Raw genomic sequence first — 21,269 nt, 5'->3', positions numbered from 1 at the left:
AAGAAAAAATCCGCAGCAAAACGACTGACGACAAATGTTCGCACTCGTGCGTGGCCGGGATCCCGTCATGCAGTCGCACGGATCACGCCCGGTACGAGATCCCGGGCGCGCACGCGCGCCCGGCTCCCCCGCTACTCGACATTGTCCGCGACGTCCGTCATCCGGATCATGTGCGGCTTGACGCCTTCGTCGTCCGCGGCCACCGCTTCCTTCGGATGGATCAGCGCTTCGAGCCGCGCCTTCGTTGCAATGAACTCGGGCGTATTGACCTGCGCATAATCGCGCGGTCGCGGTACCGGCACCTCGATCAGTTCCTGCACGCCGCCCGGGTTCGCCTTCAGCACCAGAATCCGGTCCGCCAGGAAGATCGCCTCGTCGAGGTCGTGCGTGATGAACAGGATCGTCACGTCGATATTGCGCCAGATGTCGAGCAGGTGGGTCTGCATCCGCGCACGCGTCTGCGCGTCGAGCGCGCCGAACGGCTCGTCCATCAGCAGGATCCGCGGGCGGTTCGCGAGCGCGCGGGCAATCGCCACGCGCTGCTTCATTCCGCCCGACAACTGGTGCGGATACACGTCGGCGAAACGCGTCAGCCCGACGAGATCGAGCCACTGCAGCGCCTCGCGCTCGGCCTCGCCGCTGCTGCTGCCGTTCATGCGCAGGCCGAACATCACGTTCTTCTTCACGGTGAGCCACGGAAACAGCGTATAGCCCTGGAACACCATCCCGCGGTCGGCGCCCGGCCCCTGCACGGGCTTGCCGTCCAGCAGCACCTCGCCGCTCGTCTGCGCGTCGAGCCCGGCCAGGATGCGGATCAACGTCGACTTGCCGCAGCCGGACGGGCCGATCACGCACACGAACTCGCGCCGGTGCGTGCGGAAGCTGATGTCGTCGAGCGCGACGCACTCGCCCTGCGGCGTCGCGAAACGCTTGCCGACATGGCGCACGTCGAGAATCACGTCGCGGGTTTTCAGCCGCGCGAAGCGCTCGCGCACCGCGTCGGATTGAATCAGGTAATCGGGAACGGTCTGCGGATTCTGCATGATGCCCTCTGCGAAAATCGGTCGATGGATGCGCGTCGACGGGTGTCACGCCTTCAGCGTGCGATCCCACGGAAACAGCTTGCGGCCGAGCAGCCCGAGCACGATGTCGGTGCCGAGGCCGATGATCCCGATCATCAGGATCGCCGCGTATACGTTGTCGAAATGCTGGTAGCGGGCCTGCTGGCTGATGTACCACGTGATGCCCGAACTCGTGCCGACGAGTTCGGCGACGATCAGGTAGGTCCACGCCCAGCCGAGCAGGATCCGCTGATCGCGATACAGGTCCGGCAGCACGCCCGGAATCACGACGTGCGTGAGCAGCTTCAGCTTCTTCGTGCCGAGCGTCATCGCGGCCTCGAACAACCCGTATTCGAGCTTGCGCGTCGTGTTCGCGATGATCAGCACCTGCTGGAACAGCGTGCCGATCACGATGATCGCGATCTTCGGCGCGTCGTAGATGCCGAGAATCGCGACCATCAGCGCGCCGAACGCCGGCGCCGGCAGGTAGCGGAAGAACTCCAGGAACGGCTCCTGCAGCCGCGCGAGCGCACTGAAGGTGCCGCAGACGATGCCGAGCGGCACGCCGATCGCGGACGAGATCACGAAGCCCCAGAAGATGATCCGGATGCTGTGCCACAGGCTCTCGTGCAGCCACACGCCGTCGCGCGATGCGGGCGGCGTCGTGAACGCCGTGTAGAACGCGCGCAGCACCTGGTGCGGCGCGGGCAGGTAGACCGGGTTCGCGCGCACGCCTTCGGGCACGGCCGCGTGCGTCGCACGCGCATGCGCGAGCTCGTCGTCGAACACGTCGCGGTCGATCTGCATGCCGGCCTGGAAATAGTCGACGCTCCCGGGATTCGTGATGCGCATCTGCGGATGCCAGACGAACGGCACATAGCTGATCAGGCACCAGACGGCGCACGGCAGCAGGAACGACGCGAGGCCGAGCGTCCATTTGCCGCGCGTCGTCAGTTCGCGGCGCACGGCCAGCCAGCCGGTCGTGTTGCGGGTCATTGACATGGGAATCTCCGTATCGTTGCGGGTGCCGGTCGCGCGCCGCCCAAGGGCCACGCGCGACCGGGCGTTCATTGCAATGCGCCGCCGGCGGCCTGGGCGCGGTAAGCCCGCCAGCCGCCGAAGCGCGTGATGTCCTGCGCATCGTCGAGCGCCGCGCTTTCGCACAGGAAACCCTGCACCCGCGAGCCGTCCGCGAGCGCCAGCGTGCCGATGCCGAGCGGCGCCGCAATCCCGGCGACGAAGCTGCCGTAGGCATCGACCGGCATCTCCCAGATCTCGACCGCGATCGACGCGCCACCGTCCGGCACGCGCACGAGGCCCGGCTTGGCGACGCCGCCGCTGGCCGCCGCGGACAGCGCGTAGAGGCGATAGGCGGCGGCCGTCGTCGTCGCGGCGACGAAACGCGCGCCCCGATCCGTGAGCTGCCCGTTCAGCGGCTCGCCACGCAGATGCGCGCCGACGACGGCCACGCGCACGACACCTGACGACGCGTTGGACGACACGCCCGACGACACATCGGACGACACGCCAGACGATGCGCCAAACGACACATCGGACGACACACCGGACGATGCGCCGGACGCAGGCGCCGCCGGCGCTGACGCCCCGGCATCGCCGACAACCGCATCGCCGACGCCCGCATCGCCGCCCGCATCGCCGCCCGCGACGGCGCCACCGACCCACGCCTGCGCGAGATCCAGCAGCCGCGCATCGTCGTGCGCGCGGCCGACGAACGTGATCCCGAACGGCAAGCCCGCATGCCGTCCGCTTTCGCACGTGCCGGCCGGCACCGCTATCGCCGACAGGTCGAGCAGGTTGACGAAATTCGTGTAGTAGCCGAAGCGCGAGTTGACGCCGATCGGGTCGGCTTCGAGCGCGTCGACGGTCGCGGTCGTCGCCGAGGTCGGCATCACGATCGCATCGAGCCCGCCCCATGCGCGATCGGCCTCGACGCGCAGCGTCGCGAGCCGGTCGAATGCCGCGAACGCATCGGCCGCGCTGAAACGCGACGCACCGCCGACGATCTCGCGGATCACCGGATGCAGCGCATCGGGTTCCCGCGCGGCGAATGCGCCGATCGCGGCGAGCCGCTCGGCCACCCACGGGCCTTCGTACAGCAGCCGCGCGGCGGCCAGGAACGGGCCGAAGTCGATCTCGACGACCCGCGCGCCGGTCGCGCGCAGGCGTTCGAGCGCAGTACCCCACGCCGCGCGATACGATTCGTCGCCGAAGAACTCGAGCTGATCGGCACGCGGCACGCCGAAGCGCAGTTGCGCGAGCGGCCGCCCCGGATGCGCGCGCAGTCCGTTGGCGCCCGGCAGCGGCTGCCACGCGCGCCCGTACGGATCGCCTTCGGTCACGCCATGCGCGACGTCGAACACGGCCCGCGCATCCGCCGGCGAGTGCGCGAACACCGACACGCAATCGAGCGAGCGGCAGGCCGGCACGACACCGAGCGTGCTCACCACGCCGCGGGTCGGCTTGAGCCCGACGAGGCCGTGGAACGCGGCCGGCACGCGTCCGGAGCCGGCCGTGTCGGTGCCGAGCGAGAAGGTCGCGACGCCGAGCGCGACCGCCACCGCCGACCCGGAACTCGACCCGCCCGACGCATAGCGCGGATCGAGCGCATTGCGGCATGCGCCGTAAGGCGAGCGCTGCCCCGAGAGCCCGGTCGCGAACTGGTCGAGATTGGTCTTGCCGACGGGGATCGCGCCGGCCGCGATCAGCCGCTCGACGACGGGCGCGCTGCGTGCGGGCATGTACGCATAAGCCGGACAGGCCGCCGTCGTCGGGATGCCCGCGAGGTCGATGTTGTCCTTGATCGCGAACGGCACGCCGTACAGCGGCAGCGTCGCGATGTCGCGCCCGGCGAGCGCGTCGGCATACCGCGTCATCTCCGCGCGCGACAGCGGCCGGATCCACGCGTGATGCGGGTCGCCCGCGTCCAAATGCGCGGCGATCGCGTCGACGAGCGCATGCGGCGTCAGGTCGCCCGCTTCATAGCGCGCGCGCAGCGCGGCAATCGAGCGCAGCCCGGGCAGGAGGGAGCGTTCCGTCGTGTTCATGCGACCTCCTCGGCAGCACCCGCGCGCATCACCATCAACCGCTGGCCGGGCACCACCGCCGCGCCCGGCGCGCAATCGATCGTCTCGATCGTGCCGTCTTCCGTTGCCGTCACCGCCACCTCCATCTTCATCGACTCGACGATCGCGACGACCTGTCCTTCGGTCACGCGCTCGCCGGCTTCGACCAGCACCTTCCACACGCTGCCCGACACGTCCGCGGCAATCGCCCGCTGCGTGTCGTCGAGCACGCCCGCCGCGCGCGCCGCCTGCCCGTCGCCCGGCTCCGCTTCGCCGACGTATTCCGCCTGCCCGGCCGCCCGCCATCGCTCGCGCTCGGCTTCGAACGCGGTTTGCTGCGCGGCCTTGAACGTCGCGATCGAATCCGCCTCGTCGCGCAGGAAGCGGTTGTATGCGCCAAGATCGAACACGGATTCCTCGATCCTCAGCGCCGCACGGCCCGCGATGAAATCCGCGCGCAGTGCGGTCAGCTCGGCTTCGCTGACTTCGTAGAAGCGGATCTCGTCGAAGAAGCGCAGCAGCCAGGGCTTGCCGGTTTCGAATTCGCGCGTGGTGCGGTGGCGGTTCCACATCTGCACGGTCCGGCCGACGAACTGGTAGCCGCCGGGCCCTTCCATCCCGTACACGCACAGATACGCGCCGCCGATGCCGACCGCGTTCTCCGGCGTCCAGGTGCGCGCGGGGTTGTACTTCGTGGTCACCAGCCGGTGCCGCGGATCGATCGGCGTCGCGACCGGCGCGCCGAGATAGACGTCGCCGAGCCCCATCACCAGATAGCGCGCGTCGAACACGATGCGCTTGACGTCGTCGATGCTCGCCAGCCCGTTGATGCGCCGGATGAACTCGATATTGCTCGGGCACCACGGCGCATCGGGCCGCACCGACTGCATGTAGCGCTCGATCGCGATGCGCGTCGACGGGTCGTCCCACGACAGCGGCAGATGCACGATGCGGTTCGGCACGCGCATGTCGGCCACGTCGGGCAGTTCGCGCTCCGCGGCCTGCAGATGCGCGAGCAGCGTGGCGAGCGGCAGCGTCCGCGCGTCGAACTGCACCTGCAGCGAACGAATCCCCGGCGTCAGGTCGAGCATGCCGGGCAGCCGGTGCGCGTCGAGCCAGCACATCAGCGCATGCACGCGAAAGCGCAGGTTCAGGTCGAGCACGAGCGGCCCGTATTCGACCAGCACGTTGCGATCGCCGGAGCGCCGGTACACCACGCCGATGCCGCCGCCGGCCGCCGGATCGCGATGCAGCACGCAATCGTCCGGCGCGCCGGCGCAAGCCGCAGGCACGACCGCGGCGGCGGCAGGCGCGGGCGACACGCGGGCGCGCACGAACTGAACGGTGTCGCCCGGGCGCAACTGCCCGAGCTTCCACAACTCGTCGCGCACGACCGTCACCGGGCACACGAAGCCGCCCAGGCTCGGGCCGTCGGGGCCGAGGATCACCGGCATGTCGCCGGTGAAATCGACCGCACCGATCGCATACGCGTTGTCGTGGATGTTCGACGGATGCAGGCCCGCCTCGCCGCCGTCCACCCGCGCCCATTGCGGCTTCGGGCCGATCAGCCGCACGCCGGTGCGGCTGGAGTTGTAATGGACCGTCCACTGCGTGCCGTAGAGCATCGCGATGTCGTCGGGCGTGAAGAAGTCCGGCGCGCCGTGCGGACCGTCGAGCACGCCGAGCGTCCATGCGTGCGTCAGCGCGGGAACCTCGGCCGCGGCCAGCGTCGCGCCCGCGCCGCCGCGCCCCGCGTCCGCGTGCAGATGCAGCACGTCGCCCTTGCGCAGCGCGCGCCCCGCGTGGCCGCCGAACTGGCCGAGCGTGAAGGTCGCCTTGCTGCCGAGATAGTCGGGCACCTGCAGCCCGCCCTTCACGGCCAGGCAGGCGCGCACGCCGGCGCCGGTCACGCCGCCGAGCTTGAGCACCGCACCGGGCCGCGCGCGCAGCACCTGCCAGAACGGCGCGGGCTCGCCGTCGAGCGTGGCCGCGAGCGGCGCGCCGCCGAGCACGAACAGCGTCGCCGTGTTGAAGCGCAGCGTCGCGCCGACCATCGTGAATTCCAGCCCGGCCGCGTCGCGCGCGTTGCCGAGCAGCGCGTTCGCGAGGTCGAACGCGCGATCGTCCATCGGCCCGGACGGCGGCACGCCGACGCTCCAGTAGCCGACGCGCCCCGGGGCCTGCTGCACGGTGGTCTGCACGCCGCCGTCGAGCACGTCGATCGTGTGCGGCGCGAACGCGAAGCGCGACAGGAATGCCGTCGTCGGCGCGCCGCGCGCGAACGTGTCCGAGCCGGCGATCGCGCGCAGGTAGTCGAGGTTGGTCTCGATCCCGTACAGCTCGGTACGCGCGAGCGCGGCCTGCAATGCGGCCAGCGCGTCGCGCCGCGTATCGCCGCGCACGATCAGCTTCGCGAGCAGCGGATCGTAATGCGCGCTGATCTCGGTGCCCGCCTCGATCCAGCCGTCGACGCGCACGTCGTCCGGAAACGCGACGTGCGTGAGCAGGCCGGCGCTCGGCAGGAACTGCTTGTGCGGATCCTCCGCATACAGCCGCACCTGGATGCTCGCGCCGCGCGGCGCGACGGCGAGCGTGTCGAGCGGCGGCAGGTCGCCTTCGGCCTGCAGGATCATCCACTCCACGAGATCGACGCCCGTCACCGCTTCGGTCACGCAATGCTCGACCTGCAGGCGCGTATTCACCTCGAGGAAATAGAACTGGCGCGCGTTCGCGTCGAACACGAATTCGACGGTGCCGGCCGATGCGTAGCCGACCGCGCGGGCGAGCCGCACCGCGCTCGCGTGCAGCGCGTCGCGCTCGGCATCGGTCAGGTCCGGCGCGGGCGTTTCCTCGATCACCTTCTGGTTGCGGCGCTGCACCGAGCAATCGCGTTCGCCGAGCGCGATCGCGCCGCCCCGGCCGTCGCCGAAGATCTGCACTTCGATGTGCCGCGCGTGTTCGACGAACTTCTCGAGATAGACGCCCGCATGCGCGAAGTTCGCGTTGCCGAGCCGCACGACGGATTCGAACGCTGCCTCGAGCTGCGCGGCATCGCGGCAGAGCGACATGCCGATCCCGCCGCCGCCCGCGGTGCTTTTCAGCATCACCGGATAGCCGATCGTGCCGGCTTCGGCGAGCGCCGTCGCCACGTCGTCGAGCAGGCCCGTGCCCGGCAACAGCGCGACGCCCTGTGCGGCGGCGAGCGCGCGCGCGGTGTGCTTGAGGCCGAACGCGCGCATGTGATCGCCGCGCGGGCCGATGAAGCGCAGGCCCGCCGCTTCGCATGCATCGGCGAAGCCCGCATGCTCGGACAGGAAGCCGTAGCCGGGATGCACGGCCTGCGCGCCGGTCTCGCGCGCGGCGGCGAGGATCGCCGCGACGTTCAGGTAGCTGTCGGCGGCCGGCGCCGGCCCGACCCGCACGGCTTCGTCGGCGAGCGCCACGTGACGCGCGTCGCGATCGGCGTCCGAATAGATCGCGACCGACGCGATGCCGAGCCGCTTCAGCGTGCGGATCACGCGGCATGCGATTTCGCCGCGGTTCGCGACGAGGACTTTGGCGAATCTCATGCGGCCTCCCGCGAACGATGGCGAGCGTGGGCGTGGTTCATTCGGCCTCCCAGATCGTGAGGCGCACGGGCGTCGGGTTGTAGCCGTTGCACGGGTTGTTGAGCTGCGGGCAGTTCGAGATCAGCACCGTGACGTCCATCTCCGCGCGCATCTCGACGTACTTGCCGGGCGCGGAAATGCCATCCTCGAACGTGAGCCCGCCGAGCGGCGTGACGGGCACGTTCATGAAGAAGTTGACGTTGCCGACGAGGTCGCGCTTGCCGAGCCGCGCACCCGCGCCGCACGTGCAGTGCGCGATCGCGTTGAGGAAGCTGTCGCGGCAGTTGTGCATGTAGCGCTTGTCGAGCGCATAGCGCACGGTGTTGCTCTCGGCCGCGCACGCGCCACCGAGCGTGTCGTGGCGCCCGCACGTGTCGGCGACGATCGTCACCATCGGGTTGCCCCGGCTGGACAGCAGCACGCTGCCCGCGCTCAGGTACAGGTTGCGCTGCGCGCGAATCGTGTCCTGCGCGCTGTAGCGCTCCTCGGTGTCGTCGGTGCGGTAGAACAACGTGTCGACCGCCTGGTTGCCTTCCAGGTCGAGGATGCGGAAGACCTGGCCGCGTTTCAGGTCGTGCAGCCACGGTTCGCCCGCGTTCAGCGTGGTGTCGTGGATCGCGTCGCGCGGGTCGAGACGGCTTTCGATGATCGGCATGGTCCGGCTCCTTACGCGAACAGGCGGTCGGTGTTGGTGAAGCCGCGCATGTTTTCGGCGCACGCGCGCCGGCACGGGTCGTCCTCGGGCGCGGCGCCGTCCGCCGGATACGCGCGGTACGCGATCAGCTTCACGGGCTTCGGCGCATAGTCGGTACGCGGATCGAGCGGATGCGGCGCGGTCGAGAACGCCGCGAGCGTGTTCATCTCGAAGCGCAGGTCGAGCGCGCTGCCGGCCGGCGAATGTCCGGCGACGAAATCGAGCGTGCCGTCGTCGCGCGTGTCGAGCCGGCTGAAGAAGTTGACGTTCGCGGCGAGATCGCGCGCCGATAGTCCGTATTTCGCGAGCTCGAGCACGAGGCTGTCGCGGCCGTTGCGGATCATCGCGTTGCGATCGGCCTGGTACGAGCTCGTGCCGTACTTGTGCGCGAACAACCGCGCATCGCCGACGCCGCCGAGCGGGTCGTGCCAGCCGAGCGTGTCGGCCGTGATCGACGCGATCACGCGCCCCATGTCCGTGTACAGCGCATGGCCGCGCGTGAGATGCGCGGTGTGCTGCGCCTTCAGCGTATCGGCCATGTTGTAGCGTTCGAGCGGGTCTTCCTGGCGATGAAACACGGCGGACAGGTTCGCGCCGCCGTCGACGTCGACGAGGCGCAGCGCGAGGCCGCGGCGCAGGATACCGGACCAGTGGGTTCCCGCGGGAATCAGCGTTTCCCACACGACGTGCGGCGGCGGGGCAAGGAGGGCTTGGGGGCTCGGCGACATGGCGGCTCCGTGGAGGGTTGGACAAAAGGCGTGAGAGGGCGACCGAACGACATCGCGACCTCCCGGGCTTTTATCCCTCCGTGGAGCCTCGCCGTTTCCTCGAATCGAGGCGAACGCAAGACCGGATTGCTCTCGGACCAGTCATCGCGCGACGCGAACGCCGCACGACCGGAACCCTAGCGATCCTGAAGATGATGCAAATTGCTTCGCACCTCTCGAGCGTCAATCTAGCGAGTTGCGTGCCAGCCGCCGTGCAACGACCACACGACGACCGCGCAACGACCGCACGACGCGGCACGACGGCGCGACGACCCGCGGCATGCACGAGTCGGCGGCGACGACGGCTTGCCCTCGCAGCGGGCGTGCGGCGCACCATGCGCATGCGATCGCGCACCGGCGCAGTGCGGATCGTGCGCACCTGCGCCGCGCGTTCGGCAATGGCATGGGCATTGCTGAACGGATGCATCGTCACTCGATATCTCACGCGTCATGAACAAGCTCGACCTGCTCCGGCGCGCATTGAGCGCGCTGTTCTCCGCCCGCTTCATCGAACTTCAGCGCGCCGCGCGGCGCCGTTGAATCGCGTGACCGCGTGCCATTGGCACGCTTCTCGCTCGGCATGACGCCGAGAGGTGCGGCAGCGTCGCATCTTAGGGGTGCTAGGGTTCCGGTTCATCGAACGTCTGGTCCGAGAGCAGCCCGGCGCGGGTGCGTCCGATCGCGAGACCGGACGCACTCGCGCTACACGGCGGGACAAAAGCCCGGGAGATTGGCGATGGCAACGGCCGTCGCGCCTCTCCGTGGCCGCTTCGTTCGTTCCGCATCCGCAGGAACCGGCCACGCGGCCGGACCGCGCACAGGCGCGGTCCGAATCGACGATCCCGATCCCGGTCTCCTGGAGAACAACGATGACCCGTCCCGCCCTGGCGCTCCGCCGCCTGCCGTCCCTCCGTTTCGTCCGTCATGCACTGGGGGCCGCCGTCACGGCCGCCGCGCTGTTGACGGCGCCCGCCGTGCACGCGGCCGCGCCGCTGAAGATCGGCTACAGCGACTGGCCTGGCTGGGTCGCGTTCCAGGTCGCGCTCGACAAGGGCTGGTTCAAGGAAGCCGGCGTCGACGTCGACTTCGAATGGTTCGATTATTCGGCGTCGCTCGACGCGTTTTCCGCGGGCAAGCTCGACGCGGTCGCGGCGACCAACGGCGATGCGCTCGTCACCGGCGCGGCCGGCGCGAAGAACGTGATGATCCTGCTGACCGACTATTCGGCCGGCAACGACATGATCGTCGCGAAGCCGCCGCTGCGCACCGTCGAAGGCCTGAAGGGCAAGAAGGTCGGCGTCGAGCTCGGCCTGGTCGATCACCTGCTGCTCGAAACCGCGCTGCAGAAGCACGGGCTCAAGGACGGCGACGTCACGCTCGTGAATGCGAAAACCAACGAACTGCCGCAGGTGCTCGGCTCGTCGTCCGACATCGCCGCGGTGGCCGCCTGGCAGCCGAACGCGGGCGAGGCGCTGAAGCGCGCACCGGGCGCACGGGCGATCTTCACGTCGGCCGATGCGCCGGGGCTGATCTACGATGCGATCACGGTTGCGCCCGCGAGCCTCGCCGCGCGCCGGGCCGACTGGGCGAAGGTGGTCAAGGTCTGGTACCGCTGCGTCGCGTACATCAACGACCCGAAGACGCAGGCCGACGCGGTCAGGATCATGTCCGCGCGTGTCGGGCTCGCGCCGGAACAATACCTTCCGCTGCTGAAGGGCACGCACCTGCTCGACCAGGCTGCCGCGAAGCGTGCGTTCCGCAAGGGCGACGGGCTCGACTCGATCTATGGCTCGACGCGCAACGCGAATGCGTTCAACGTGCGTAACGCCGTGTACAAACAGTCGCAGGACGTCGACGCGTATATCGATCCGCGCTTCACCGAGCCGCACTGACCGTCGCGGGTTCGCCTGCAGGCCGGGCCGGGCATGCCGGTGACGGGTCCGGCCCGCCAACCACGAACATCCGGGCACGCGCGTGCCCGATGGAAATCGAAGCAGCAGTACGCGGGAATCGTGCGCGGGCCGAACGGTTCGCGCGCATGCCGACCACTCGCCGCGGCAAGCGTCGGGCCGTCGGCAAGCATCGACGCCGCCATGCACGGCGCTCATGCGCTGCATGAAAACTAATCGATTGTTGGCAGCGCCGATCGACCCCGACAATCCGCTTCATGCCCGTTGCTTGCGGTACGGGCCACTCCCCCTCCCAATCGGCACGTCACGATCCATGAACCATCCCGCCCCTGTCTCCTGCATTGCCGAGGCCTGCGCGGCCACGGCGGCACCGTTCCATGCGCGCCCCCGCACCTGCGGCGAAGCGCTCGTCGATCTTCTCGAACGCCAGGGTGTCGAATGCGTGTTCGGCATTCCCGGCGTGCATACCGTCGAGCTCTATCGCGGCCTCGCCGCATCGTCGATCCGTCATGTGACGCCGCGCCACGAACAGGGGGCCGGATTCATGGCCGACGGCTATGCCCGCGTCACCGGCCGGCCGGGCGTCTGCTTCATCATCACCGGGCCGGGGATGACCAATATCGCGACCGCGATGGCACAGGCCTACGCGGACTCGATTCCGATGCTGGTGATCTCGAGCGTCAACGCGCGGCGCGAGCTCGGCAGCGGCGACGGCCGCCTGCACGAGCTGCCGTCGCAGCGCGACGTGTTCGCGGGGCTCACCGCGTTCTCGCACACGCTGCTCGACGCGGCCGACCTGCCGCAGGTCCTCGCGCGCGCCTTCGCGGTGTTCGAAAGCGCGCGTCCGCGGCCCGTGCATATCGAGATCCCGCTCGACGTGATCGTGATGCCGGCGCCCGCGCTGCCCGCCGCGCCGCTCGCGCTGCCCGCGCGCCCCGCGCCGGACGCGAACGCGCTCGCGGCAGCCGCCGACCTGCTCGCGCAGGCCCGGCGGCCGCTGATCCTGGCCGGCGGCGGCGCGATCCACGCCGCGACGGAACTGCGCGAACTCGCCGAACGCCTGCACGCGCCCGTCGCGCTGACGATCAACGCGAAGGGCCTGCTGCCGGCCGGCCACCCGTTGCTGATCGGCTCCACCCAGTCGCTACCGGCCACGCGCGCGGCGATCCGCGAGGCCGACGTGGTGCTCGCGGTCGGCACCGAACTCGGCGAAACCGATTACGACGTCACGTTCGACGGCGGCTTCGCGATCGACGGCCGGCTGATCCGCATCGACATCGACGCGCAACAGCTGATGCGCAACGCGCGCGCCGAAATCGCCATCGCCGGCGATGCGCGGCTGGCGCTCGGCGCGCTGTCGACCCGCCTGCACGAACGGCCGGCGCCGGCACCCGAGCCCGGCTGGGGCGCGTCGCGGGTGGCCGCCGTGCGTGCCGCGATCGCGGCCGGCCACGACGGCGCCGCGCGTGCCCAGGCACGGCTGATCGACACCATCGTCACCGCGCTGCCCGGCGCGATCATCGCCGGCGATTCGACGAGCCCCGTCTACGTCGGCAATTTCACGCACGATGCGCCGGCACCGCGCAGCTGGTTCAACTCGTCGACCGGCTACGGCACGCTCGGCTACGGGCTGCCCGCCTCGATCGGCGCAAAGCTCGCCGCGCCTGCGCGGCCCGTGGTGTGCCTGATCGGCGACGGCGGCCTGCAGTTCACGCTGCCGGAGCTCGCGAGCGCGGTCGAGGCTCGCGTGCCGGTGATCGTGATCGTCTGGAACAACCGCGGTTACGGCGAGATCCGCAAATACATGGTCGAGCGCGACATCACGCCGGTCGGCGTCGATCCGTATACGCCCGATTTCCAGACGCTCGCACGCGGCTTCGGCTGCGCGGCGCAGGCGGCCGCGACGCCCGACGCGCTGGCCGACGCGCTGCGCGATGCGACGGCACGTCCGATGCCGACCGTGATCGAAATCGACGAGGCAACCTGGTTCGAACAGGTGCGGCGATGAGCACGACACCGGATCTCGCGTTCGATCCGCCGCTGCACACGCGCCACTTCATCGACGGCACGTGGCGCACGAGCGTCGGCGGCGCGACGCTGCCCGTCGTCGACCCGTCGACGGAAATGGTCATCGCCGACGTCAGCGCGGGCGGCGAGGCAGACGTCGAGCATGCCGTGCAAGCCGCCTCGCGCGCGTTTCGCGACTGGAAACGCACGACCGGCGCCACACGCGCGGCGCTGCTGCGTGCCATCGCGCGCGGCGTCGACGCACGGCGCACGCGGCTCGCGACACTGCAGTCGCTCAACAACGGCAAGCCGTTCGCCGAAGCCGAGATCGACGTCGCCGACGTGATCGCCACCTTCGACTACTACGCGGGCCTCGCTGATACCCTCGACACCGACGGCGAAACCGAGATCGCGCTGCCCGGCGGCGACCATCGCGCGTGGATCCGGCGCGAACCGGCCGGCGTCGCCGCGCTGATCGTGCCGTGGAATTTCCCGATGGTCACGACCGCATGGAAGCTCGCGCCCGCGCTCGCCGCCGGCTGCACCGTCGTGCTGAAGCCGTCCGAGATCACACCGCTGCCCGAGCTCGAACTCGCCGCGATCGTCGCCGAAGCGGGCCTGCCGCCCGGCGTGCTGAACGTCGTGACGGGCACCGGCCACGAGGTCGGTGCCCGGCTGTGCGCGCATCCGCTCGTCGCGAAGGTGTCGTTTACCGGCAGCACGGCAGTCGGCGCGCAGGTCATGAAGACGGCCGCGGACACGATCAAGGGCGTCGGTCTCGAACTCGGCGGCAAATCGTCGATCGTCGTGTTCGACGACGCCGACCTCGATCACGCGGTCGAACTGATCGCGGGCGGCGGCCTGTTCAACGCCGGGCAGATGTGCTCGGCGACCTCGCGCGTGCTCGTGGCCGCCCCGCTCGCCGACGACCTGATCGCGCGCCTCGCGCAACGGATCGAGACGACCGTCGTCGGCCCGCCGTTCGCACCCGGCGTGCAGATGGGCCCGTTGACGAACCGCGCGCAATACGAACGCGTGAAGCGCCACATCGCACAGGGCCGCGCCGACGGCGCGCGGCTCGTGACGGGCGGCGACGCGCTCGCCGGCCCCGGCTACTTCATCCGCCCCGCGCTGTTCGCCGACGTGCCGGCCGGCTGCGCGCTATGGCGCGACGAAATTTTCGGGCCGGTGCTGTGCGTGCGCGCGTTCGACGCCGAGGACGACGCGATCGCGGCCGCCAACGATACCGAATACGGGCTCGTCGCAACTGTCGTCACGCGCGACGCGGCGCGCGGCAGGCGGGTCGCCAATGCGCTCGAGGCGGGCGTCGTGTGGATCAACACGCCGCAACTGATCTATCCGCAAACCTCATGGGGCGGCTACAAGCGCAGCAGCGTCGGGCGCGAGCTCGGCCCGTTCGGACTGGCCGCCTTCCAGGAGATCAAGCAGGTCATGACGGCGGCCCGCTGAGGCCGGCGACCCATGCGTTTATGTCATGGCGCGCATGCGGATATTTCGTTTGTTGCGGAAATTTGACCTCCCTACAGTTCATCCACACCCGCGCCGCCATCCGGCGACCGGCATCGAACCACCCGGCATCGTTCATCAGGAGACGGCCATGCAACACTTCAAGGCGGGCAGAAGGCAGGTGATCAAAACCCTCGGCACGGCACTCGCCGCATCCGCCATTCCGATGCCGTTCATCAGGACTGCGAAGGCTCAGTCGGGAAGCTTCGCGGGCAAGACGCTGCGCCTGCTCACCTGGTCCGACGATACCGGCGCGGCCGCGCTGCGCAACATCGCGGAAACCTTCAGCAAGCAGACCGGCGCGCGCGTGATCGCCGATCGCGCAGACGGCACGTCGGGGATGGTCGCGAAGGTCAAGGCCGCGGGCGAGCGGCCGACCTACGACGTCATCACGCTCGCGGGCGTCGGCGCGGCCGGCCTCGCCGACGCCGGCCTGCTCGCGAAGCCCGACCTGAACCGGCTGCCGAACCTGAAGGACGTCGCGCCGCAATACCGCACGGGCGCGAACGGCTTCGGCATCGGCTACCTGCTGTGGTCGGACGGGCTGATCTACAACACGGCGACCGTGAAGAGCGCGCCGTCGAGCTACGAGGCACTGTGGGATCCGAAATATGCCGGGCGGCTGTTCCTGCCGCCGCCGGAGTGGGCCGAAGCGGTCGACCTCGCGATCATCGCCGCGAAGCTGGCCGGCGGCTCGCAGCAGAACATCGATCCGGGGTTCAGGAAGCTCGCGCAGCTCAAGGATCGCGTGATGACCCTCGGCGAGAACCCGAACCAGGTCGCCGACCTGTTCCGCACCGGCTCGCTCGACATCGGCGGCATCTATTCGCCGGCGTTCTTCCCGGACCAGATCCGCAAGCCCGACTACAAGATGGGCGTGACGTACGGAATGAAGGAAGGCTTCGCGACGCAACTGATGTTCACGGTGATCCCGAAGGCGCATCCGGGCGACCTCGACCTGATCCACGCGTTCATCAACCATTCGCTCGACGCGGGCGTGCAGGGCCGGATGGCGGCCGACGTGCTGAACGGGCCCGTGAACGGGAAGGCCGTGATTCCCGCGGAAAGCCGCGCGTTCGTGCCGTCGCCGCAGCAGATCGCGGAGAAGGCCGTGCTGCACGACGACAAGGCGCTCGCCGTCGTCCAGCCGGCGTGGATCAAGCGCTACACGGCCCTCTTCGCGGCGTAACGACATGGCCTCCCTGTCCTCCCCCCGCGACGCGGCGCCGGCCGCCGGCACACCGGCCGGCGCCGGCTCGGACGCCGGGCCCGCGCTGGCCGGCGTGCCGCCGTGGCTGCTGCTCGCGCCGATCCTCGCGTTCCTCGCGGTGCTCGCCGCCGCGACGCTCACCGTGTTGCGCATGAGCGTCGGCGTATCCGGCGACGAATGGCAGACCTTCACGCTGCAGAACTACGCCGATCTCGCGGACCCGTACTTCACGAAATCGCTGTGGCTCACGCTGCGCCTCGCGTTCCAGAGCATGGTGTGCGCGGTGCTGCTCGCGATCCCGGTCGCACTCGCGATGGCGCGCACCGAATCGCGGCTCGCGCGCCGGCTGATGCTCGCCGGCGTCTTGCTGCCGCTGCTCGTGAACCTGCTGCTGCAAGGTTATGGCTGGCTCGTGATGCTCGGCCCGGCGGGATTGCTCAATCGCGCGCTGCTGGCCTCGGGCGTCGTCGACCGGCCGCTGCAACTGCTGTACCGCGAGCACGGCGTGCTGCTCGGGCTGATCCAGACCGCGTTCCCGCTCGCCGTGCTGCCACTGTCGAGCGCGCTGCGTGCGGTGTCCCGCGCATACGACGAAGCCGCCGCGACGCTCGGCGCGAGCCGCTGGCAGACGCTGCGGCACGTGACGCTGCCGCTCGCGATGCCCGGCCTCGTCGCCGGCGCGCTGCTCGTGTTCGCATACAACGCCAGCGCATTCGCGGTGCCGCTGCTGCTCGGCGGCCGACGCGTGCCGATGCTCGCGGTGCTCGTGCACGACCAGGTCGCGCCGCTGCTCAACTGGCCCGCCGCGTCGGCATCGGGCGTCGTGCTGATGGCCGCGACGCTCGTCGTGATGGCGGTGTCCCAGCGCCTCGTGCGCACCCTGCAAGGTGCCGGCGAGGTGAGCCGATGAATACCCTGCTCTTGCGTACGCCCCTGCCCGGCCGCCTCGGTCGCGCGACGGGCACGCTCGCGACGCTCGTGCTGTTGCTCGCCGCACTGCCGATCCTGACGATGATCACGATGTCGTTCGGCGCATCGGGCACGCTCGAATTCCCGCCGCGCGAGTTCAGCCTGCATTGGTATCGCGCCGCCTGGCAGACGTTCGTGTCGTCCGATGCGGGCAGCGCGCAGTCGATGGGCGCCGCGTTGACGACCAGCCTCGTCGTCGCGGTCGCGACGATGCTGATCGCGACCGCCGTGTCGGTGCCCGCGGCCTACGCGCTGTCGCGCTGCCGCTTCCGCGGCAAGGCGCTCGTCGAGCAGCTCGTCGCGTTGCCGATCGTCTATCCGCTCGTGATGCTCGGCCTCGCGCTACTGATCGTGTTCAACGCGCTGCCGGTCGAGCTCGGCATCGTGCGGCTCGTGGTCGCGCACGTGATCCTGACGCTGCCGTTCACCGTGAAGAACTGCGCCGCCTCGGTTGCGTCGATCGGCCCGGACTTCGAGGAAGCCGCGTGCGTGATGGGCGCGAGCCCGCGGCGCGCGCTCGTCGACGTCGTGCTGCCGCTGATGCGGCCCGGGATTCTCGCCGGGATGCTGTTCGCGTTCATCGTGTCGTTCAACGAATTCACGGTGACGTTCTTCCTGTACAGCATCGACACGATGACCCTGCCGGTCTGGCTCTACAGCCGCACCGTGTCGTCGCTCGACCCGACCGTGTTCTGCTTCGCCGTGTTCACGGTCGCGATCGACTTCGCGCTGATCTGGATGCTCGAAAAACTCGTCGGCGACAAGGGCGTCGCGCTCTAATGCGCGCACGGCCCCGCCCTCGACCATGCAAGGAACCGTCATGACCCAGCTCATCCTCCAGAACGTGACCAAGCGCTTCCACCAGGCGTATGCGGTCGATCACGTCGACCTGTCGGTGCCGGACGGCAAGCTCGTCTGCTTTCTCGGCCCGTCCGGCTGCGGCAAGACCACGCTGATGCGGATCATCGCCGGCCTCGACACGCCGACCTCCGGCACGGTGACGTTCGCCGGCCGCGACCTCACGCACGTGCCCGCCAACCGGCGCGACTTCGGCATGGTGTTCCAGTCGCTCGCGCTGTTTCCGCACATGACGGTCGCGCAGAACATCGCGTACCCGCTGCGGCTGCGCAAGACGGACCGGGCCGCGCAGGCGCGGCGCGTCGCCGAGCTGCTGGAGCTGATCCAGCTGCCGCACATGGCCGACCGGCTCGTCACGCAGTTGTCGGGCGGGCAGCGCCAGCGCGTCGCGATCGCGCGCGCGATCGCGTCGTCGCCGCGCCTGCTGCTGCTCGACGAGCCGCTGTCGGCGCTCGACGCGAAGCTGCGCGAGGCGATGCAGGTCGAGATCCGGCTGCTGCAGCAACGGCTCGGCATCACGACCATCATGGTCACGCACGACCAGCGCGAAGCGATGACGATGGCCGACGAGATCGTCGTGATGGAGAAAGGCCGCATCCAGCAGGTCGGCCGGCCGCTCGACATCTATCGCGACCCGGTCAACGAATTCGTCGCCGACTTCATCGGCCTCGGCAACATCCTGCCGGTCGCGCGCGACGGCGACGACGCGATCGTCCTGCCGGGCGGACAGCGCCTCTCGATCGGGCGCGCGCCCGACACGCCACGCGCGCCCGACGCCGTGCGCCTGCTGATTCGTCCCGAGGACGTATGCGTGCGGCCGGGCGCGACGGCGTCGGGCGCGCCGAACACGCTCGCCGGCACGATCACGTTCGTGCGCGACGTCGGCGCGTCGATCGAGGCGACCATCGATTGCCGCGGCTTCACGCTGACGGCCGCGACCACGCCGCGCGAGACACCCGACCTGCACGTCGGCATGCCGGTTGCCGCCGAACTGCCGGCACACGCATGCAAGCTGATCGCCGCACGCGGCGTCTGATTTTCCTTTCGTTCCCCAACGCAGCAACAAGGATCCCGCCATGAACGCATCGACCCAAGCCAACCGCCTCGTGCGACGCCTGCTCGCCCGCACCGCCCTCCTCTGCGCCTGCGCCGCCGGCGTGGCCGCCGTCGCGCCGCTCGCGCACGCCGACGCGCTCGACACGATCGCCAAATCGGGCGTCGTGCGCATCGGCGTGTTCGAGGACTACCCGCCGTTCGGTTCGATCGGCCCCGACATGAAGCCGCAGGGCTACGACATCGACATGGCGAACCTGATCGGCAAGGCGCTCAACGCGAAGGTCGAACTCGTGCAGGTCACCGGCGACAACCGGATGGCGTATCTCGCCGACCGCAAGACCGACATGCTGCTGTCGGTCGGACAGACGCCGGAGCGCGCGAAGGTGATCGACTTCTCGAACGCGTATGCGCCGTACTACCTCGCGGTATTCGGCCCGAAGTCGCTCGCCGTGAAGGGCAACGCGGATCTCGCCGGCAAATCGGTCGCGGTCGCGCGCGGCACGCTCGAGGACCTGAGCATCAGCAAGGTCGCGCCGCCGAGCGCGACGATCAAGCGCTTCGACGACCCGAACGGCGCGATCGCGGCGTTCCTGTCGGGACAGGCGCAACTGCTGGTGGTGGGCAACGACGTGGGCGCCACGATCATCGCGCGTCATCCGTCGATCGATCCGGAACAGAAGTTCTCGCTGTTCAGCTCGCCCGACCACGTCGGCCTGAACAAGAACGAGCCGCGCCTGATGCAGAAGGTCAACGACGCGATCGCCGGCGCAAAGAAGAACGGCACGCTGAACACCCTGTCGCAGAAGTGGCTGCACGCTGCCCTGCCGGCCGATCTGTGATGCGCAGCGCCTTCGCCCCGCACGCTCGACCCAAGGCATCGCGATGAGCTACGTGTTCGACTTCAGCGATTTCGGTCTCTACGCCGGCATGCTCGCGCGCGGCGTCGGCGTGACGCTCGCCCTGACCGCGGCCGCGACCGTGCTCGGCGGCCTGCTCGGCACCGGCGGCGCGTGGATCGCGCTCGCCGGCCCGCGCTGGGCGCGCGCGCTCGTCGCGTCCTACGTCGAGCTGATCCGCAATACGCCGTTCCTGGTCCAGTTGTTCTTCATCTTCTTCGGGCTGCCCGCACTCGGCGTACACCTCGACGAAGCGCAGGCGGCCGTGCTCGCGATGACAGTCAACCTGGGTGCCTATGCGGTCGAGATCCTGCGCGCCGGGATCGAATCGGTGCCGCACGGGCAAGTGCAGGCCGCGCGGGCGCTCGGGCTGCACGGCCGGCAGGTGTTCGGCCACGTCGTGCTGCCGCAGGCGCTCGCGAACGTGTACCCCGCGCTGCTCGGGCAGGTCCTGATCGTGATGCTCGGCTCGGCGGTCGTGTCGCAGATCTCGGTGCCCGACCTGACCTACGCGGCCAACTTCATCCAGTCGCGCAACTTCCGCGCGTTCGAGATCTACATCGTCGTGACCGCGATCTACCTGCTGCTGTCGATCGCGCTGCGCATGCTGCTCAATCGCGTCGGCCGGCGGCTGTTCGCCGGTCGCACGCGCCACGGCGCGGCTGCCGCACCGCGGCGCACGCGGGTTGCCCGCTTCACGTGGCGCGCCCGCTCCCCTGAAACGCACCTGCCGACGGAACGTGCGCGATGATCGAATTCACCTTCCAGGACATTGCATGGAACCTGCTGCTCGCCGCGCGCTGGACCGTGCTGCTGTCGCTGATCACGTTCGCCGGCGGCGGCCTCGCCGGGTTCGCGCTGCTGGCGATGCGCATCTCGCCCGTGCCGGCGCTGCGCCGCTTCGTGATCCTGTACATCGAACTGTTCCAGGGCACGCCGTTGCTGATGCAACTGTTCCTCGGCTTCTTCGGATTGCCGCTGGTCGGCATCGACGTGACGCCGTGGGTCGCGGCGTCGGTCGTGCTGACGCTGAACGCCAGCGCCTGTCTGGCCGACATCTGGCGCGGCTGCGTCGACGCGGTCTCGCACGGCCAGTGGCACGCGGCGGCCAGCCTCGGCATGACGTGGACCCAGCGGCTGCGCTACGTGGTGTGGCCGCAGGCGTGGAAGATCGCGCTCGCGCCGACCGTCGGCTTCCTCGTGCAGGCGGTGAAGAGCACCGCGCTCACGTCGATCATCGGGCTGACCGAACTGACCAAGACCGGCAACATCATCACCAACGCGGTATTCAAGCCGTTTCCGATCTACGCGATGGTCGCGCTGCTGTACTTCGCGATGTGCTTCCCGCTGACGTGGTATGCGCGCACGCTCGAGCGCCGCTATCGCGTCGCGAAGGCGCGCTGAACCGGCGCCGCGCGCGCCTCATTACGATGCAGGGACTTTCATGATTTCCATCAGCAACGTTTCCAAGTGGTACGGCCAGTTTCAGGTTCTCGCCGAGTGCACGACCGAGGTCAAGAAAGGCGAGGTGGTCGTCGTCTGCGGCCCGTCCGGCTCGGGCAAGTCGACGCTGATCAAGACCGTGAACGGCCTCGAGCCGTTCCAGCAGGGCGAGATCCTCGT

General features: G+C 69.6%; 17 protein-coding genes and 2 riboswitches. Of the genes, 11 read left to right on the top strand and 6 right to left on the bottom strand.

What is annotated here, in order from left to right:
* Positions 1 to 131: 131 nt before the first annotated feature.
* The 6 genes from DIE12_RS33425 to DIE12_RS33400 form a co-directional block, all read right to left on the bottom strand.
* Complete coding sequence (locus DIE12_RS33425) at positions 132 to 1,043, bottom strand: ABC transporter ATP-binding protein (RefSeq protein ID WP_044848696.1); 912 nt, start codon at positions 1,041 to 1,043, stop codon at positions 132 to 134.
* A gap of 45 nt (positions 1,044 to 1,088) precedes the next feature.
* Positions 1,089 to 2,063: an ABC transporter permease gene (locus DIE12_RS33420; RefSeq protein ID WP_044848741.1), complete on the bottom strand. Its 975-nt coding sequence runs from the start codon at positions 2,061 to 2,063 to the stop codon at positions 1,089 to 1,091.
* 65 nt (positions 2,064 to 2,128) lie between these two features.
* Positions 2,129 to 4,126 (bottom strand): allophanate hydrolase, encoded by a 1,998-nt coding sequence (gene atzF / locus DIE12_RS33415; RefSeq protein ID WP_124522747.1) that lies wholly within the window; start codon positions 4,124 to 4,126, stop codon positions 2,129 to 2,131.
* The gene (gene uca, locus DIE12_RS33410) at positions 4,123 to 7,713 is read right to left on the bottom strand and encodes an urea carboxylase (RefSeq protein WP_124522745.1); all 3,591 of its coding nucleotides are present in this window, start codon (positions 7,711 to 7,713) and stop codon (positions 4,123 to 4,125) included. The genes atzF and uca overlap by 4 nt, the downstream gene beginning before the upstream one ends.
* A gap of 37 nt (positions 7,714 to 7,750) precedes the next feature.
* Positions 7,751 to 8,407: an urea amidolyase associated protein UAAP2 gene (locus tag DIE12_RS33405; RefSeq protein WP_044848699.1), complete on the bottom strand. Its 657-nt coding sequence runs from the start codon at positions 8,405 to 8,407 to the stop codon at positions 7,751 to 7,753.
* 11 nt (positions 8,408 to 8,418) lie between these two features.
* The gene (locus tag DIE12_RS33400) at positions 8,419 to 9,174 is read right to left on the bottom strand and encodes an urea amidolyase associated protein UAAP1 (RefSeq protein ID WP_124489568.1); all 756 of its coding nucleotides are present in this window, start codon (positions 9,172 to 9,174) and stop codon (positions 8,419 to 8,421) included.
* A gap of 57 nt (positions 9,175 to 9,231) precedes the next feature.
* Positions 9,232 to 9,365, bottom strand: a riboswitch (guanidine-I (ykkC/yxkD leader).
* Between the two features lie 457 nt (positions 9,366 to 9,822).
* A riboswitch (guanidine-I (ykkC/yxkD leader) is annotated at positions 9,823 to 9,944 on the top strand.
* Positions 9,945 to 10,082: 138 nt separating this feature from the next.
* On the opposite strand from DIE12_RS33400, the gene DIE12_RS33390 reads away from it, so the two are divergent.
* The 11 genes from DIE12_RS33390 to DIE12_RS33340 form a co-directional block, all read left to right on the top strand.
* Positions 10,083 to 11,105, top strand: a complete 1,023-nt coding sequence (locus DIE12_RS33390; protein WP_124522743.1) for an ABC transporter substrate-binding protein — start codon at positions 10,083 to 10,085, stop codon at positions 11,103 to 11,105.
* A gap of 331 nt (positions 11,106 to 11,436) precedes the next feature.
* Positions 11,437 to 13,131, top strand: coding sequence for a 5-guanidino-2-oxopentanoate decarboxylase (locus tag DIE12_RS33385; RefSeq protein WP_221623424.1), 1,695 nt, complete (start codon positions 11,437 to 11,439; stop codon positions 13,129 to 13,131).
* Positions 13,128 to 14,600, top strand: coding sequence for an aldehyde dehydrogenase family protein (locus DIE12_RS33380; RefSeq protein ID WP_124522741.1), 1,473 nt, complete (start codon positions 13,128 to 13,130; stop codon positions 14,598 to 14,600). The genes DIE12_RS33385 and DIE12_RS33380 overlap by 4 nt, the downstream gene beginning before the upstream one ends.
* Before the next feature lie 148 nt (positions 14,601 to 14,748).
* Positions 14,749 to 15,846 carry a PotD/PotF family extracellular solute-binding protein gene (locus tag DIE12_RS33375; RefSeq protein ID WP_124522739.1) on the top strand — a complete coding sequence of 366 codons (1,098 nt, stop codon included), beginning with the start codon at positions 14,749 to 14,751 and terminating at the stop codon, positions 15,844 to 15,846.
* A 4-nt stretch (positions 15,847 to 15,850) separates the two neighbouring features.
* Positions 15,851 to 16,777, top strand: coding sequence for an ABC transporter permease (locus tag DIE12_RS33370; protein WP_124551508.1), 927 nt, complete (start codon positions 15,851 to 15,853; stop codon positions 16,775 to 16,777).
* Complete coding sequence (locus DIE12_RS33365; RefSeq protein WP_124489563.1) at positions 16,774 to 17,616, top strand: ABC transporter permease; 843 nt, start codon at positions 16,774 to 16,776, stop codon at positions 17,614 to 17,616. Before DIE12_RS33370 ends, DIE12_RS33365 begins: the two co-directional genes overlap by 4 nt.
* A gap of 40 nt (positions 17,617 to 17,656) precedes the next feature.
* A complete protein-coding gene (locus DIE12_RS33360) occupies positions 17,657 to 18,730 on the top strand; it encodes an ABC transporter ATP-binding protein (protein WP_124522736.1) in 1,074 nt (357 codons plus the stop codon).
* A gap of 40 nt (positions 18,731 to 18,770) precedes the next feature.
* Positions 18,771 to 19,589 carry a transporter substrate-binding domain-containing protein gene (locus DIE12_RS33355; protein WP_124522734.1) on the top strand — a complete coding sequence of 273 codons (819 nt, stop codon included), beginning with the start codon at positions 18,771 to 18,773 and terminating at the stop codon, positions 19,587 to 19,589.
* Positions 19,590 to 19,632: 43 nt separating this feature from the next.
* Positions 19,633 to 20,397, top strand: a complete 765-nt coding sequence (locus DIE12_RS33350; protein WP_124522732.1) for an amino acid ABC transporter permease — start codon at positions 19,633 to 19,635, stop codon at positions 20,395 to 20,397.
* Entirely contained in the window at positions 20,394 to 21,050 is a 657-nt protein-coding gene (locus tag DIE12_RS33345) for an amino acid ABC transporter permease (protein WP_124522730.1), read from the top strand. Before DIE12_RS33350 ends, DIE12_RS33345 begins: the two co-directional genes overlap by 4 nt.
* Before the next feature lie 40 nt (positions 21,051 to 21,090).
* Positions 21,091 to 21,269, top strand: a 179-nt coding sequence (locus tag DIE12_RS33340; protein ID WP_124529840.1) for an ATP-binding cassette domain-containing protein, incomplete at its 3' end; no start/stop codon positions are given.

Source organism: Burkholderia sp. Bp9015, from assembly GCF_003853505.1.
Lineage (GTDB): Bacteria > Pseudomonadota > Gammaproteobacteria > Burkholderiales > Burkholderiaceae > Burkholderia.
Note: the sequence above shows the minus strand (reverse complement) of the source record. Positions and strands in the feature narration are given on the sequence as shown.